Below are 14,981 nucleotides of genomic sequence, written 5' to 3' on the forward strand. Positions count from 1 at the left end.
CTTAAAGCTGTGCGGTCCAGTCGAAATCCTGGACGTAGAGACCGATCGGGTTGAGACGGATGATCGCCTCGTCCAGTGGCGCCGTCAGTGCGACGGTCGCAATACCGCGGAACCGGCGTGTTCCGGTTTCCTTGCCCTTGCGATCGCGCTCGTATTCCGTCCAGTCGATCTGATAGGTCTGGTTGGAGAGCGCCACGATGTTGTTGACCTCGATGGCGACTGTGGACGTCTTCGCCCGCTCGAAAGGTGAGTTTCCGCGAAACCACGCATTGATTTTCTGCGTCGATGGATCCGAGGTGCGCAGAAGCGCGTAGGTGCGGTCGATGTATTGCTTCTGAACCACGGCATCAGGTGTGATGGATTTCAGGCTGGTGATGAAATTGCCGAGCGTTGCCCGGACCACCCTGGCGTCCGCGTACTCGATCTGTTGCGGGAAGCCGGCCGTCACTGAGCTTCCGAGCTTGTCCACCTCGACGATGTAGGGGACGAGCTTGACCTGCGTGCTCAGGTACATGGCATAGCTGAAGCCGATCACCGCCATGATCAGGCCGATGATCCCAACAATCCGCCATGCCCGGGCGGCCTGCACATAAGATCCATATCTCTCCGTCCACTCTTGCCGTGCGGCAAGGTACGGGCTCTCAGGGGCGCGGTTCGCGGCCATTCAGGTTTCCCTCTCGATTTACGGTGAGTCTTTGCGTTCTGGAGGCGTGGGGTTGCCGCCCGGACCACCTCGACTGCTGTCGAGTTTCGCGTTGGCGAGGCCGAGAAGGGAGCCGGCATAAGCTCCCGGTGAGCCAATCGCTTTTTCCTTTGCGGCCGATCCGGCCGCCTTCGCGCCCGACCCGATCGCTGCCCCAATTCCCCGCACTGCGGCGCCTGCCGTCGATGACCCGGCCGCCCGCGCCGACTGCGCGGCTGCTGCGCCGGCCCCTGCAGCGCCAGCCGCGAGCGTCGCGGCTCCGGCCACAAACGATGCGGCTTGGCCACCATGGCGAATGGTTTCCATGCCACCGGTGACGGAAGCGCCCTGGACCACGCCCTGAATGATGTTCGGCACGTACATCGCGACAATGAAAACCACGACAGAGACGCCGGCGATTGCCAGCGTCGTGATGAACTGATCGGTCTCTGCAGTCGGAGCTTGGGCTAGGACCAGCAGAACCTCCGAGCCGATTTTTGAGATCATGACCAAAGCCATGAGCTTCATCCCGACGCTGAATGCGTACACCAGATACCGGACCGCGAAATCCTTCGTATAAGACGACCCGCCGAGACCGAGCATGATCATGCCGGCAAGCAGACCGACATACATTTCGACCATGACGGAAACGAAGATAGCGGCCACCAGTGAGAAGCAAATCACGACAATGCCCATGGCGAGGACGGCTGCAATAGCAAGCGCGTTGTCTTCAAACACACCGAACTTGGCCTGCTCAGACATCTGCGAAGCAACGCGGATTCCGGCGTCGAACACTTCGGCCGGCGACGCCGATCCGCCACCCGCGCCGATCTGGAAGAGGCTGTCGACGACCGCGCGAGCGACGGTTGGTCCCTGATCCAGAACGAAGGCGAAGAAGCCGATGAACATGATGCGGCGGACCAGTTCAGCGAACCAGCTATCGAGGGAGGCCGCTTGGATCGCGAGCCAGACGGCGGCCATGCCAACCTCGATCGCCGCGAGGATCCAGAAGAGCGACCTCGCGGCATTCATGATGGTAGTCTCCCAGCCCTTTGCGGCTGTGGAGACCTGGTTCTCGAGTTCGGTCAATACTTGACCTTGCTGGGCGAAAGCCGGCCCTGCGATGACAATGCAGAGGAGACCGATGGTGAGGAACGCGCCATTTATCCTGAGTTCTACCATCTCGGGCCGCATCTCCTGACCTTCCTTGATTGGCGGCCTTCCGCCGTCGGGCTCACCAGCGTGGCTCCATTTTTTGGCCCGTCGGAACGGTCCGGACATCGGCGTTGAAGAACTTCTCGCGTCGAGCCTGGGCAAGATCCTTGCCCGTCTGCTCGGTCTGCAGCCAGGTTCCCATCATCGTCATTTGCTGGGAAACCAGACCGCGGAGCTTTTGCATCTGGGCGACTTGCTGTGCGGCAATCTGATGGCCGACCTGGAGTGCCTTCATCTGCCCGTCTGCCGATTCCGACATTCCGCGCAGCGAGGTCATGGTGCCTTCTTCGCTCCCGAACTGATCTGCCGTCAGACTAGCGGCTTTCAGCGTGCTGGCGATCGTGTCACGATTCGTGTCCGACCAGCTTTGATAGCTTGACGAGAAGCTTTCGGCATTCGGCAGATTTGTCTTGAGGTCGGCGTAGCTCTGGAATCTCTGTTTCAGAACGTCGTCGGCGTTCGCCATCGAGAAGGAAATGCTTTGGCCCTGTTTAACGATATCCCGGAGCCGGTTCAGGTCCCCTTCGACCTGTCCCCAGATGTGGTCGGGAAGCTGCGAGGTGTTTTGCAGCATATTCTCGTAGATCTTCAACTGGTTCTGGATTTGCTCCGCCAGCTGGCCGATCTGGGTGATCTGATTATCGACCTGGATCCCGGAACTCTTCAGAAGATCTATGAGCTGCGCATTGTTGGCGAGCTGCGTCCATTCGGTCGCAGCGCCAGTGGCCGATCCGGCCCACACAGCGGGAGTGGCTCCGAACACAAAGGCACTGGCGATCAGGCCGGCAAACAGTCTACGCGAAGCTGGATAGCGATACGGCATCGTCAACTCCTCTCGATTCAAGCCACTTGATCGGCCAGGTTTGGCCATGCTCGGCCTTCAGCACACGGATGCGCTTCAGGTTTTCTTTTCCGGAGGCACCGACAAAGCTGAGCGCGACCGGCCCGAGCGACATGTCGAACAGTCGTCGGCCATCAGGTGTCGCGACGTAGTATTCGCGCTTTGGAATGGCGCTCGACACGATCTCGATCTGGCGCTGGTTGAAACCGATACGCTCATAGAATTCCCGAGTGCCCGGCTCGCGAGCCGCACCGTTCGGCAGGCAGATTTTCGTCGGGCAGGATTCCTTCAGCACATCGATGATGCCGGATCGCTCCGCGTCGGAGATCGATTGGGTCGCCAGCACGACGGCGCAATTGGCCTTGCGAAGGACCTTGAGCCACTCACGGATCTTGCTGCGGAAAACCGGGTGACCCAGCATCAACCAGGCTTCATCGATGAGGATAATGCTGGGGGAGCCGTCCAGCCGCTTCTCGATGCGGCGAAACAGATAGATCATGACCGGTACCAGATTGCGTTCGCCGAGGTTCATCAGATGCTCGATCTCGAAGCACTGGAACGCGCGGAGCGTGAGGCCATCTTCCTCGGCATCGAGCAGCTGACCCATGGGTCCATCGACGGTATAGTGATGGAGAGCATCCTTGATCTCGCGCATCTGGACGCCACTCACGAAATCCGAGAGTGATCGGCCGGGGGCCGTCGCCATCAAACCCACTTGACGCGAGATGGCGTTGCGGTGGTCGGGCGTGATGGTCACCCCTTGCAAGGCGACGAGCATTTCAATCCACTCGGTTGCCCAGGCGCGGTCGCCATCCGTCGACAGATCGAACAGCGGGCAGAACGACAGTGCTCTCCCCTCCTCTCCATAATCACCGCCGATCTCATAGTGATCGCCGCCGGCGGCCAGGGTCAGCGGCAGGAGAGAATTGCCTTTGTCGAATGCGAAAATCTGGGCGAACTCGTAGCGTCTGAACTGGGCGGCGACGAGCGCCAGGAGCGTGGATTTGCCTGAACCGGTCGGCCCGAAAATCAGGGTGTGGCCAACATCATCGACATGGAGGTTCAAACGGAACGGAGTGGAGCCGCTAGCGACCTGCATGAGAGGTGGGGAGTTTGGCGGGTAGAATGGGCAGGGTGCTATCGGATTGCCGGACCAGACCGAGTTGAGCGGGATTAGGTCGGCGAGGTTACTGGTATTGATCAACGGTTCGCGGATGTTCGCGTACCAGTTCCCCGGCAGGCTGCCGAGAAACGCGTCGGTCGCGTTGAGGGTCTCGATCCGGGCTCCAAAACCTTCCGCCTGGACGAGACGCCGGATCGCCTCGGCCTTCTCCTGCAGTGCCTCGCGATCCTCGTCGAAGAGGATGACGACAGGTGTGTAATAACCATAGGCGACCAGCTGCGATGAAGCCTGCGCGATCGCATCTTCAGTCTCGGCCACCATGGTCATTGCGTCCTGATCGACGGAACGGCTTTGTGTCTGGAATAGCTGGTCAAAGAAGGGGCGGACCTTCTGCTGCCACTTCTTACGGGTTCGCTCGAGCTTCTGTCTTGCCTCCTCGGCATCCATGAAGATGAAGCGAGACGACCACCGATAGGTCAACGGCATCAGGTCGAGACTATTCAGAATGCCCGGCCAGCTTTCGGCCGGCAGGCCATCGATCGCGACAACGCCAAGAAACCGGCTTTCCACCTTCGGAGTCAGCCCGTGTTCGAGCTCGGCCGTGGCGATCCAGTCCAAATACATGGGCACGTCCGGCAGCCGGATCGGATGGTTTTCGCCGGTGATGCAGAATCGAACGAACTGGAGGAGTTCGTCGTAGCGGGCTGTCCTCTCGCCTCCTCGCTCAGTGACCTCGCGCGTCGCCATTCGGATGATTGAAACGGTGCTCGCCAGGTACTGCTCGATTTCGCGGATTGCGTTCTTGAACACGAAAAGAACGGTATCCGCATAGGATTGCTTGCGGCTCTCTTCGTCAGAGTAGATGTACTTGCTCAGCGCGGTCTTCTTGGACTCGAGAGGGCGATAGGTCAGGACCAGAGCGTGCTTGCTTTCGAAATGCCCTTGCTCTCGGCCGAAATGAGCGCGGCGCTCGGCATCGATTGCTCGCGTTACGGGATCTGGAAAATAGCATCGATCTTCGCTTGGGTAGTCGATCGTCGGCACCCGGATAGCCTCGACCTGGATCATCCAACCGCTGCCAAGTCGTGAAAGGATGGCATTGATCTGTCGCGAGAGCTCATTGCGTTCGACATCGGTCGCACTCTCGGAGTCGGGGCCGGCGAAATACCAGCCAGCCATCAAGCTGCCGTCCTTCAGCAGAAGAACGCCATTGTCCACCAGGCCAGCATAGGGGACGAGTTCCGCGAACGACGGTCCGGTGGCTCGAAAGCGTTTGAGCGCTGCCATCACCGCCTCCTCAAAATTTCCGCCAAGGCGATGTAGTCGGCCTGTAGTAGGGCTTGTAAGAAATGTGCCGCACGTAGACTTGCCGCATCAGCGGGTCCGCCTTTGCCATCATCCGGAGGACCCCAACGATGACGATCCAGACGGCCACGCCGAAAAGAGCGGAATAAACCGTCAGAACGACGAAGATCAAAATGACCGCCGCAAGGCCCGTGATGAGGACAAGCTCTCGGTCCGCCCCCATCAGGAGGTTCGGCCGAGAAAGTGCACGGTGGATTCGATTGCGGTGCAGGCTGGACAGATAGTCAGCCATTTCTCCCCTCCCCTGCCCCGAGGGGCTGGAGGGTGGAAATCAATTCTTGCGAAACGCCGATCGATGCGCCCGTCGCGCCGAACAGGCCCACAATCGTGGTCGCGCCGAGCAGGATGCCTGCAACAAGGACCACATACATGAGCCTTCGTGCGAAATCGTTGAGCTCGCCACCAAAGATCAGCATGCCACCAGCGATCGCGACAGCGGCAAGCGCGATGTAGCCAGCCACGGGCCCTGTAATCGACTGCTGGATTTTTTCGAGCGGACCCTCCCAGGGGAGACTTCCACCCGAGCTTGCCAGAGCCTGCACTGCAGAGGTCAGGACGGTCGGTGCTGCAACGATGGCAGTGGTGAGGAGAGTCTTTTTACGCAACATGGCGCGCTTCCTGTTCTTCGGTGAGCGGATCGGATTGGATTTCGTATTCGCCGTTGGTAAAGCGCTCGACGTGGATAACGTCACGCACTCGGCGGCCGCGCGGCGTGCGCTCGATGGAAACGATGAGATCGACAGCCTCGCCGATGACTTCGTGCATTGTTTGGTGGCTGGCTTCAGCGGTCAGTTGCTCGAGCCGCCGCAACGCGGATGTCGCGGTATTCGAGTGGATGGTCGCCACACCGCCCGGGTGGCCCGTGTTCCATGCCTTCAGCAGCGTAAGAGCTGCTCCGTCACGAACTTCACCCACTATGATGCGATCGGGCCGAAGGCGCATTGTGCTCTTCAGCAGGCGCGCCATGTCGACGGCGTCGCTCGTGTGCAGAAGTACCGCGTTCTCGGCGGCGCACTGGATTTCCGCTGTGTCCTCGAGGATGACCAGCCGATCCTCCGGCGCGCTTTTGACGATTTCGTCGATCACGGCATTGGCGAGCGTTGTCTTTCCCGATCCCGTTCCGCCAGAGATGATGATGTTCAAGCGCGAAGCGATCGCGCTTCGTATTGTGCCCGCCTGAATGTCAGTCATGACGCTGCTGCGAACATAGTCATCCAGCGGAATGAGACGTGATGCATGGCGGCGGATCGTGAAGGCCGGTTTCGCAACGATCGGAGGGAGCAGACCTTCAAACCGATGTCCTCCGATCGGCAGTTCACCTGAGATGATCGGCTGGTCCGTATCGACCTCTGACTGAAGAGCATGTGCGACAGTCCCAATGACCATCTCGGCTGCAGCGGGAGACATTTCGCCAGCAGGCGCCACGCCGTGACCGAGCCGTTCGATAAAAAGCTTGCCGTCGGGATTGAGCATGATCTCGACGACGTTGCTATCGTCGAGCGCGACGCAAAGCTGATCGCCAAGCGCTTCCTGGAGTTTGCGCACAAGTCGGGGATGAGAACGAAGTTGAGTCACGTGCTTCTCCTTAGGCTGCCTGACTGAAGGGGGTGGTGATGAACGAGCGATGGTGCGCACGCCGGCGCCGCTGAAAAATGCCGCTCGGTTTGCGGGCAGAGTACCGGCGACCGCTGTTGTGACGCCGATTTTCTTGTGGGGTCCTAACCGCTGAAGGGCCATCCGATACGACAAGATCCGCTCGAACCCAGGTCAGTGACTGTGACGATCTCGCTGTAGCCGTTGGCGATCGACCATTCGATGATGCCTTTGAACATCGCGAGAGTGACAGTTCGCTCGATATGATCGGCTGGTCGGCGTCGACCTCGGACTGCAGTAGTCCGTGGGCTACCGCGTCTATGACCAGTTCCGCAGCCGAAGACGGCATCTTGCCTGCCTGGGTCACTTCCTGTCCGAGACGCAAGAGCCTGCCGTCGGGATTGAGCATTTCTACGACGTTGGCATCATCGAGCGCGATGCAGAGTTCGTCGCCGAGCGCCCCCTGGAGCTTGCGCCCCAGCCGGTGGTGAGAACCGAGCTGAGTCACGGAAGTCCCCTATGCGACCCGGCCGACCGCAACGAGGTCGGAGCTGTAGTCTGACGGGCAGAGCCTTTCGAAGGTCTCCGTATTCACGGGCAACGTGCCTGCGACGGCCATGGTTGCGCCAATTCTTCGCGGCTCACCCAGCCGGTCAAGCGGCCACCCTGCCCGCGCAAGGATCCGCTCGAACCTGAGGTCGGTTACGGTAATGATCTCGGTGTATAGATTGGCGATGCACCATTCGATGATGCCGGCGAACATGGTCAGCGTGGCCGCGTGAATCCAGCCATCCCCCCTCCCCTCTGCGAGATTGGTATCGACGCAGAAGCGAGAGCTTTCGACCATTGCGGGATGGGCGTGCAATCGTCCGTCTGGAAGAAGGGAGGGAAATACGTTTGCCAGCATCGTTGGACCGATGGCGGGAAGAAGCCTTGCGCATCCTGCTACTTTTCCGCCTTCCAGTACGGCGAGAATGTATGTCGGCCGGAGCCGATCGAAGCGGTCACACTCCCGGCCATCCTTGACATCAACCTCCCAGCCAAGGCGCTTGGAGAAAATCTTTGCGCGCAGACGATGCTGAGCGTCGACCAGTCGGTTTTCCTTTGTGCTTTGTGCTGCTGAAATCGCCACAATTCGCATCGTTCCCCTCCACCGTTCCGGTTTGAAGGAACTTTCAGCACGGAACCCCGCGGCCTGGCAGTTGTAGAGTTCGACAAGCCACAAATGACTGTCTTCGCTCAAAGCATGGCTCGACCGACGACGATGTTTCCAATCAAAGGCGCCCCCTCACCGAACCGGGCCGGTCATGGGCTGTCTGCAGGGTGAGTCGCAACCGGCCACCTGATTCTCCGAATTGGATGACCTGTCCCAGCAGAGCGCTTATTGTATGATTCACAGGTGAACGAACGGCGTACGTGCAACCGAAAATCTGATCTATCTAATTGAATAGATAGAGGAAATGTTCGTACCGCTGGATTTTCCGTGATGTGGGCTGGAAGCTCGACAAGCTGTTGATTCACCTCAGCTCCTTGCCAGCGCTGGCGAGAATCAATCATAATAACGCTTAGAATGGCGCACAAAGCCAAAAACCGTTATTTGGGAGCTCTCCCTCCATGAACGCTACTACGCCGCAAATGGCAGCAATGCGACCTATGCATTTCGAGGAGATGATCCTCGAGCAGGGCGATTTGATTTCCAAGAAGCTGCATTTGCTAAGCATGCAGCAGTACCCGCCCAATGCCAAGAAAGGACTGCGACACTTCTCGTTGGCAGAAGTCGCACAGTTTGTTGGCGTCTCGCAAAGCACATTGAAGAAACTGCACTTGGAAGGAAAGGGCCCCCTTCCCCAGACGTCGTCCTCCGGCAGACGCTCCTACACTGCCGAGCAAATGGGCGATCTTCGCCAGTACCTGGAGGAGCATGGTCGCTCCGAGGCGAGAAATTACGTCCCGCACCGTCGCCCTGGCGACAAATTGCAGGTCATTGCCGTTGTCAATTTCAAGGGTGGGTCAGGCAAGACGACAACGGCCGCGCATCTGGCCCAGTACATGGCGCTAACCGGCCACCGTGTCCTGGCGGTCGACCTTGACCCTCAGGCCTCGATGTCTTCGCTTCATGGGTTCCAGCCTGAGCTCGATCTTACGCCGTCGCTCTATGAAGCAATCCGCTATGATGGGGAACGGCGGTCGATTTCCGAAATCATTCACGCGACGAACTTCCCAGGCCTTGATATCATCCCGGCAAATCTGGAGCTCCAGGAGTTCGAATACGATACGCCGCTTGCCATGTCCAACAAGGGCTCCAACGAGGGGAGAACCTTCTTCACGCGGATTTCGCGCGCCCTTGCCGAAGTGGAAGATCGCTACGATGTCGTTGTCATCGATTGCCCGCCGCAACTTGGTTATCTCACGATTACCGCCCTGACGGCTGCAACGAGCGTACTCATCACAATCCATCCCCAGATGCTGGACGTCATGTCGATGGGACAGTTCCTGTTGATGCTCGGCGGAATATTGAAGCCGATCAGGGATGCAGGCGCTGAGGTGAACCTCGAATGGTATCGCTATCTCATCACCCGGTACGAACCGATGGATGGGCCGCAGGCTCAGATGGTCGGATTTATGCAGACCCTCTTCCACCAATTCGTGTTGAAGAACCACATGCTGAAATCAACGGCAATCTCTGACGCGGGTATTACGAAGCAGACCCTCTACGAGGTTGAGAAGAACCAGATGACACGCACGACCTACGAACGTGCAATAGAGTCTTTGAACGCGGTCAATGCCGAAATTGTGGATCTGGTGCACGCGTCGTGGGGGCGAAAAGTTGTCAGCTGACAAAAACGACAATTTTTCCTTTAGCTTCAGACGGTTGCAGCGATTGGGAACGAAGTAGATGGCAAGAAAGAACCTACTGGCTGGTCTTGTGGATGATGGGGAGGTGTCCCAAGCGGATCAGCCTCAAACCTACCCCATGCGCGGGGCCTCGCGGAGCATGGTTCGCTCGCTGGATGAGTTGTCGAAACAGGCGGAGAAGTTTCTTGAAGGCGAGGCTGTTGTAGAGCTAACCCCCGATGTTATCGACAGCTCATTCGTGTCAGATCGAATGGACGGCGATTCGGATCAGTTTGAGGAGCTCAAACAGGCGATCGCTGAACGCGGCCAAGACACTCCGATCCTGGTTCGGCCGCACCCTGTGGCTGAGGGACGCTACCAGATCGTCTTCGGTCATCGACGCGTCCGTGTCGCCCGCGAACTCGGTCTAAAGGTCAGGGCCGTCGTTAAGAAACTCGATGACCGCACGCATATCATCGCGCAGGGCCAAGAAAACTCCGCACGCTCCAATTTGACCTTCATCGAGCGCGCTTCCTTCGCGCGTCGACTGGAGAATTTGGGGTATGATCGAGGTGTCATTTCGTCCTCGCTGGCGGCGAATGCCGCGGCTGTCTCCAAGATGATGTCCATTACGGAACGGATACCAGCCTCAGTGATCGAAGCCATCGGTTCGGCTCCAGCAGTCGGACGTGAGCGCTGGTTGGAACTCTCACTGCTCGCCGGCAAGGATGCCAACGCGGAAAAGGTAAGAGAATTGATGTTCGAACCGACGTTCGCCTCATTGAATAGCGACGCGCGGTTCGATCACCTTTTCAAAGCACTGAACAAGGCTGGAAAGCCGGTCAAGAAAGCCGTGACCAATGTAAAAGACACTTGGCAACCGGCAGACAAGGGCGTTTCAGCCCAATTCACGAATACAGGAAAGGCGTTCGCGCTCTCGATGAAGTCGAAGAACGCAGGCCGATTCGGTCAGTTCCTGGCAGGGAACCTGGATCGGCTTTATGCCGAGTTCCTCTCAGTTGATGGTAAGGGAGACTAACCGCAAAAGAAAAAGGCCCCCAGACGGTAACCATCGTGGAAGCCTCTCTCATCGTTTAGCAGCCTGAGAATCGCATTTCCACGAATCACAGTCAAGAGTCTTTGGCACCGTTATTGGTGAGCTGATCTTCTTTTGCCTATTGGAAGGTGAAGGAAAATGCAGAGTGGAAATGTGACGACGCCTTTTGGGCGGCGGCCGATGACGCTTGCCTTGGTGAAAGGGCAGTTTGATTCAGCCAATATCAGGGCGGGAAAGTCCGTCGACAAATGGAAAGTCTATCGGGATGCCTGCGATGCTCGCACGCTGCTGGGGGTGCGTGATCGAGCCTTGGCGGTTTTGAATGCGCTGATTTCATTCTATCCGGAAACAGACCTGACCGAAGACAGCAATCTCGTTGTCTTCCCTTCGAACGCACAGCTCTCCGCGCGCGCGAACGGCATAGCCGGTTCAACGTTGCGCGAAAACCTGGCGCTCCTGGTCGATGCCGGTTTGATCCATCGAAATGACAGTCCGAATGGCAAGCGCTATGCACGTAAGGGCAGGGACGGCACGATCGAGGCGGCGTATGGCTTCAGCCTGGCGCCGCTGCTGGCGCGTTCGGAAGAGCTCGCCCAGTTGGCCCAGCAGGTGGCCGAAGAGCGTCGACGGCTGAAGATCGTCAAGGAACGCATTTCGATCTGCCGCCGCGATATTCGCAAGCTGATCTCCGCCGCGATGGAGGAGGGTGCTGCCGGCGACTGGGGCATGGTCGAAGGCTACTTCGTGGCGGCCGTCGGGCGGCTCGCGAAGGCAAAGACCGAGCCGGACCTCGTAGAATGCCTGGAAGAAATGACGCTGCTGCATGCCGAAGTGGTCAACCTTCTGGAACTTCAGCTGATTTCGCAAAAAAGCGACACCAATGCTGCCGAATACCGTCAGCACATACAGAATTCAAATACCGAATCCAGCAATGAACTTGAACCTAGCTCTCGAAAAGAGCCGGGGGAGCCGGCAGTGCAAATCAGCGAGCCTTTGCGGGAGGCGATAAAGGCATTTCCGCTGGGCATGGTGCTGCGGGCCTGCCCGGAAATTGCGATGTACGGCCCCGGCGGGGCGATTTCCAGCTGGCGCGAACTGATGACCGCCGCGGTCGTGGTCCGCTCGATGCTGGGGGTCAGCCCGTCCGCCTACCAGGAGGCCTGCGAGGCAATGGGGCCGGAAAACGCTGCCGTTGCGGTCGCCTGTATCCTCGAAAGGGCGGGCCACATCAATTCGGCCGGGGGCTATCTGCGCGATCTGACCCGGAAAGCGGCGCGCGGCGAATTTTCGCTCGGGCCGATGCTGATGGCCTTGCTGCGGTTGAATGGAAAGCCGGTGCAGAGTACGGGCTGATCGGCGGCAGTTTGCTTGGTTGGCACTCGGGGAAGGCGAGGAGAGAATGACGGGAATGACGGCTCAGTTTGACATGTTTGCGGATGATGCGCGGATTATGGACAGTCGAACGGATGGGCGTGCGACGCCGCCCATGAACGAGGACGACATGGTCCGGCATCTGCAGGCAACGGGCCGCTATCGGATCCTGTCAAAGCTCCAGCCTCGACCGGTTGTCCGGTTGCCAGATTCGGCCTTTCCGTTGCGCGGCATCATCATCGACACCGAGACGACCGGTCTCAGTTCGCGCAAGGACGAGATCATCGAGATCGGCGCTGTTGCCTTCAGCTTCGATGAGACCGGCACGATCGGTGCGGTGACGGCCGTCTACGGCGGACTGCGGCAACCGAGCGGCCCCATCCCCGCTGACATCACCCGGCTCACCGGCATTACCGACGCGATGGTCGCGGGACAAATGATCGACCTCGATCGGCTGGAGGCGCTGATAAAGCCGGCCGACCTGATCATTGCCCATAATGCCGGCTTCGATCGGCCGTTCTGCGAGGCGCTGTCACCGGTCTTTGCCGACAAGCCCTGGGCCTGCTCGGTGTCGGAGGTGGATTGGCGGGCGCGTGGCTTTGAGGGAACGAAGCTTGGCTATCTGGTCGGCCAGGCCGGCTATTTTCATGACGGGCATCGGGCTGTCGACGATTGCTTTGCGCTTCTGGAAGTCCTCGATGGCAATGGCGAATGCCACGCCGGATCTGCGTTCGCCGAGCTGTACGAACGAAGTCAGCGTTCGCGTGTCCGGATCTTTGCGGAAAATTCTCCCTTCGACCTCAAGGATCAGCTGAAGGGGAGGGGGTATCGCTGGTCCGACGGCAGCGACGGTCGCCCCAAGGCCTGGTGGACCGAGGTTTCCGACGCTGATCTCGACGACGAGCTTTGCTGGCTGCGAGCCGAAATCTACCGCTACGATGCCAGCCCGCCGATGAAGCGGCTGACGGCGTTCGATCGCTTCAAGGGGTAGTCGGAGCGATGAAAGGTATAGAGCCGTCAGCAAGACCCTTGCGCTGAGGGTCAGAGATCCAAATTTCCTTCGCTGCGTCCTCCGTATTCGCGCCGAGATTGCGCTCTCGATCTGAAATAGGGGATACCGTCAGTCCGACGGCAGCGATTGGACGCTCAAAAGTCAGGTGGATTGAGGGCACCGACGTCGATCTTGAAGCGGAGCTAACCTGGTTGCGCACCGACATTTCCCGACGTGTCGCCCACGGATAAAGCGGCTAAAGTCGTCGATCGACTCAAGATCTGATCGTGGTTATTCTCAGCGTCGCGGATGTTATTCCGCGTCGACCAGTCCGTCGAACACCTCGAGCAGCGTATCGACAATCGTCTGGCCCAATGCATTCGCTGCTGCGGCAATCGTCTCGTCACTGCCCTCGCGGGCGGCGAGCGCGAGATTGCCACCCTGTTCCGCGATGATGGCACTTACGCGTTCGATCGCCCATTGGGCGAAATCCGCCCGTGACTGGATGGTCGTTGTTTCCATGAACAATTCCTTTCGCGTTCAGGATCTTTTTAGGGTTTCCCGGCATGATAGCCCGGCGCGTCTTTAGTGTTGCGTACGCGCTATCTGGCTTGACCTAGATAATCAAGCGAGCAGCCTTGCCGCGTCGGCGCTCCGGATTGTTGTAGTAGGAGGCGGCCTGGGTCAGTGACTTGTGCTGCGACTGCTGCATCGCCTCCGGTAGCGGCACGCCGCGATTGGCGGCTTCGGTCAGATAGCCGGAGCGCAGGCCGTGGGCGGAGAACTTTTCCGGATCGAGCCCGGCTTTTGTGCACCGTCCCTTCAGGATCAGGTTGATCGCCTGTGGCGTCAGCGCCCGGCGATCGACGTTGCCCCACTGGTCGATGCGGCGGAACACCGGGCCGCTGTCAATCCTGGCTTCCCGGAGCCAGTGTTTCAGCGCTTCCACAGGCCGCCCGATCATCAGGCAACGGGTGTCGTCGTCCGGACCCGTCGTCTTGGTGCGCCCGAGGCGGATCGCCAGGCAGGGGAGGGGAGGGGAGGCCGGATCGTCAGGCAAGGCGCAAACTGGCTCTTCATAGATCAGGTCCTCGACACGCATGTTGGCGATCTCCGAGCGTCGGCGCCCGCCGGAGGCGAAGGCGGTCAGGAGAATGGCGCGATCGCGGATATCGACCAGCCGATCGCCGATGCAGGTGGACAGCAGCCTTGCGAGAACATCAGCGGTGACAGCGTTCTGGCTCTTGCGCTGCCTTGGCCGGCCGGTGGCGCGAACGGCCAGTCGCAGCGCGCTCTTCAGAGACGGGGCAGAGAAGTCGCCGGAGAGACCGCGCCAGCGGGTCAGGATCGACCAGGAGGTTAGCCGCCGCCTGACCGTTGCCGGCGCATGCGGACCCTCCGTCCGCAGCAATCCCTGGCCTCGCAGGCCCGACTCGACGTCCGCCGGCATCCCGTGCGCCGGTTCGGCCTCGCGCCGGACCCGGTCCCAGAGGTGATGGGCGACGAATTTCAGCAGCAGCGCTTCCGGCGCGGGCCAAGGAAGGGGAGCGCCGGTGGCCAGCGCGCACCAGGCCTCGAGATAGGCGAGATCAGAGGCAAGCGCCCTGAGTGTGTTCGCCCCCATGCCCTCCTTCGCCAGGTGTTTCAGGGTGGCAACGTCGTCATCGGTGAGGAGTGCAGCGAGTTGGTCACGACGGTCGAATGGCAGGATGGCGTCGAGCGCGTCTAGTTCTTCGGCGCGTTTGAGGAGTGATGCAGAAGCGACCTCGTTCATTTCGGCAAGCCGTTGGCGTCGTAGAGATCGCCGTGTGCCGAGGTCACGTGGCGCTCCCGCCCCGGATTGTCGCTTTGCGTGGCCGCCGCAGCATCAGCGGCCGCTTTTGCTGGGTCGCGTTGAACTGCCATGGA

Annotated in this window: 15 protein-coding genes and 1 pseudogene; 4 read left to right on the top strand and 12 right to left on the bottom strand. The window is 59.5% G+C overall.

The genetic code is table 11. The annotated features are described in order from the left end of the window. Position 1: 1 nt before the first annotated feature. The 9 genes and pseudogenes from J2Y48_RS19985 to traI all read right to left on the bottom strand — a co-directional run bounded on the left by J2Y48_RS19985 (position 2) and on the right by traI (position 7,960). Complete coding sequence (locus J2Y48_RS19985) at positions 2-664, bottom strand: conjugal transfer protein TrbF (RefSeq protein WP_310421486.1); 663 nt, start codon at positions 662-664, stop codon at positions 2-4. Positions 665-682: 18 nt separating this feature from the next. Then, positions 683-1,963, bottom strand: coding sequence for a P-type conjugative transfer protein TrbL (gene trbL / locus J2Y48_RS19990; protein ID WP_405030264.1), 1,281 nt, complete (start codon positions 1,961-1,963; stop codon positions 683-685). Next, positions 1,917-2,720: a P-type conjugative transfer protein TrbJ gene (gene trbJ / locus J2Y48_RS19995; protein ID WP_310421574.1), complete on the bottom strand. Its 804-nt coding sequence runs from the start codon at positions 2,718-2,720 to the stop codon at positions 1,917-1,919. The genes trbL and trbJ overlap by 47 nt, the downstream gene beginning before the upstream one ends. Then, complete coding sequence (locus J2Y48_RS20000; RefSeq protein WP_310421488.1) at positions 2,692-5,148, bottom strand: conjugal transfer protein TrbE; 2,457 nt, start codon at positions 5,146-5,148, stop codon at positions 2,692-2,694. The genes trbJ and J2Y48_RS20000 overlap by 29 nt, the downstream gene beginning before the upstream one ends. Positions 5,149-5,158: 10 nt before the next feature. Further along, a complete protein-coding gene (locus tag J2Y48_RS20005) occupies positions 5,159-5,458 on the bottom strand; it encodes a conjugal transfer protein TrbD (RefSeq protein WP_310421490.1) in 300 nt (99 codons plus the stop codon). Beyond that, positions 5,451-5,834 (bottom strand): TrbC/VirB2 family protein, encoded by a 384-nt coding sequence (locus tag J2Y48_RS20010; protein WP_310421492.1) that lies wholly within the window; start codon positions 5,832-5,834, stop codon positions 5,451-5,453. Before J2Y48_RS20010 ends, J2Y48_RS20005 begins: the two co-directional genes overlap by 8 nt. After that, a complete protein-coding gene (gene trbB, locus J2Y48_RS20015; protein WP_310421576.1) occupies positions 5,824-6,801 on the bottom strand; it encodes a P-type conjugative transfer ATPase TrbB in 978 nt (325 codons plus the stop codon). The genes J2Y48_RS20010 and trbB overlap by 11 nt, the downstream gene beginning before the upstream one ends. Positions 6,802-7,063: 262 nt before the next feature. Continuing rightward, a pseudogene (locus J2Y48_RS20025) lies at positions 7,064-7,327 on the bottom strand (conjugal transfer protein TrbB); the annotation flags it as partial. Positions 7,328-7,336: 9 nt separating this feature from the next. After that, entirely contained in the window at positions 7,337-7,960 is a 624-nt protein-coding gene (traI, locus tag J2Y48_RS20030) for an acyl-homoserine-lactone synthase TraI (RefSeq protein WP_310421578.1), read from the bottom strand. A 473-nt stretch (positions 7,961-8,433) separates the two neighbouring features. Here traI and repA point away from each other — a divergent pair, with 473 nt between their 5' ends. From repA to J2Y48_RS20050, 4 genes are all read left to right on the top strand, one after another. Continuing rightward, positions 8,434-9,657, top strand: coding sequence for a plasmid partitioning protein RepA (repA, locus tag J2Y48_RS20035; protein ID WP_310421493.1), 1,224 nt, complete (start codon positions 8,434-8,436; stop codon positions 9,655-9,657). 58 nt (positions 9,658-9,715) lie between these two features. After that, on the top strand, positions 9,716-10,693 hold the full coding sequence (repB, locus tag J2Y48_RS20040; protein ID WP_310421495.1) for a plasmid partitioning protein RepB: 978 nt from the start codon (positions 9,716-9,718) through the stop codon (positions 10,691-10,693). Positions 10,694-10,849: 156 nt separating this feature from the next. Further along, on the top strand, positions 10,850-12,064 hold the full coding sequence (gene repC, locus J2Y48_RS20045) for a plasmid replication protein RepC (RefSeq protein WP_310421497.1): 1,215 nt from the start codon (positions 10,850-10,852) through the stop codon (positions 12,062-12,064). A 55-nt stretch (positions 12,065-12,119) separates the two neighbouring features. Beyond that, positions 12,120-13,073 (top strand): 3'-5' exonuclease, encoded by a 954-nt coding sequence (locus tag J2Y48_RS20050; RefSeq protein ID WP_310421498.1) that lies wholly within the window; start codon positions 12,120-12,122, stop codon positions 13,071-13,073. A gap of 312 nt (positions 13,074-13,385) precedes the next feature. Here the strand turns inward: J2Y48_RS20050 and J2Y48_RS20055 are convergent, their stop codons facing one another. The 3 genes from J2Y48_RS20055 to J2Y48_RS20065 form a co-directional block, all read right to left on the bottom strand. Next, positions 13,386-13,595: a hypothetical protein gene (locus J2Y48_RS20055; RefSeq protein WP_310421501.1), complete on the bottom strand. Its 210-nt coding sequence runs from the start codon at positions 13,593-13,595 to the stop codon at positions 13,386-13,388. Positions 13,596-13,689: 94 nt separating this feature from the next. Further along, positions 13,690-14,847 (bottom strand): tyrosine-type recombinase/integrase, encoded by a 1,158-nt coding sequence (locus J2Y48_RS20060; protein ID WP_310421503.1) that lies wholly within the window; start codon positions 14,845-14,847, stop codon positions 13,690-13,692. After that, positions 14,844-14,978 (bottom strand): hypothetical protein, encoded by a 135-nt coding sequence (locus J2Y48_RS20065; RefSeq protein ID WP_310421505.1) that lies wholly within the window; start codon positions 14,976-14,978, stop codon positions 14,844-14,846. The genes J2Y48_RS20060 and J2Y48_RS20065 overlap by 4 nt, the downstream gene beginning before the upstream one ends. Positions 14,979-14,981 lie beyond the last annotated feature (3 nt).

The sequence above is a fragment of the Mycoplana sp. BE70 genome (genome assembly GCF_031455855.1).
Taxonomy (GTDB): domain Bacteria; phylum Pseudomonadota; class Alphaproteobacteria; order Rhizobiales; family Rhizobiaceae; genus Mycoplana.

What these genes read in the sequence shown, in the direction of transcription:
- J2Y48_RS19985 (WP_310421486.1), bottom strand. Translation starts at nt 664, where the DNA reads ATGGCCGCGAACCGCGCCCCTGAGAGCCCGTACCTTGCCGCACGGCAA.
- trbL (WP_405030264.1), bottom strand. Translation starts at nt 1,963, where the DNA reads ATGTCCGGACCGTTCCGACGGGCCAAAAAATGGAGCCACGCTGGTGAG.
- trbJ (WP_310421574.1), bottom strand. Translation starts at nt 2,720, where the DNA reads ATGCCGTATCGCTATCCAGCTTCGCGTAGACTGTTTGCCGGCCTGATC.
- J2Y48_RS20000 (WP_310421488.1), bottom strand. Translation starts at nt 5,148, where the DNA reads ATGGCAGCGCTCAAACGCTTTCGAGCCACCGGACCGTCGTTCGCGGAA.
- J2Y48_RS20005 (WP_310421490.1), bottom strand. Translation starts at nt 5,458, where the DNA reads ATGGCTGACTATCTGTCCAGCCTGCACCGCAATCGAATCCACCGTGCA.
- J2Y48_RS20010 (WP_310421492.1), bottom strand. Translation starts at nt 5,834, where the DNA reads ATGTTGCGTAAAAAGACTCTCCTCACCACTGCCATCGTTGCAGCACCG.
- traI (WP_310421578.1), bottom strand. Translation starts at nt 7,960, where the DNA reads ATGCGAATTGTGGCGATTTCAGCAGCACAAAGCACAAAGGAAAACCGA.
- repA (WP_310421493.1), top strand. Translation starts at nt 8,434, where the DNA reads ATGAACGCTACTACGCCGCAAATGGCAGCAATGCGACCTATGCATTTC.
- repB (WP_310421495.1), top strand. Translation starts at nt 9,716, where the DNA reads ATGGCAAGAAAGAACCTACTGGCTGGTCTTGTGGATGATGGGGAGGTG.
- repC (WP_310421497.1), top strand. Translation starts at nt 10,850, where the DNA reads ATGCAGAGTGGAAATGTGACGACGCCTTTTGGGCGGCGGCCGATGACG.
- J2Y48_RS20050 (WP_310421498.1), top strand. Translation starts at nt 12,120, where the DNA reads ATGACGGCTCAGTTTGACATGTTTGCGGATGATGCGCGGATTATGGAC.
- J2Y48_RS20055 (WP_310421501.1), bottom strand. Translation starts at nt 13,595, where the DNA reads ATGGAAACAACGACCATCCAGTCACGGGCGGATTTCGCCCAATGGGCG.
- J2Y48_RS20060 (WP_310421503.1), bottom strand. Translation starts at nt 14,847, where the DNA reads ATGAACGAGGTCGCTTCTGCATCACTCCTCAAACGCGCCGAAGAACTA.
- J2Y48_RS20065 (WP_310421505.1), bottom strand. Translation starts at nt 14,978, where the DNA reads ATGGCAGTTCAACGCGACCCAGCAAAAGCGGCCGCTGATGCTGCGGCG.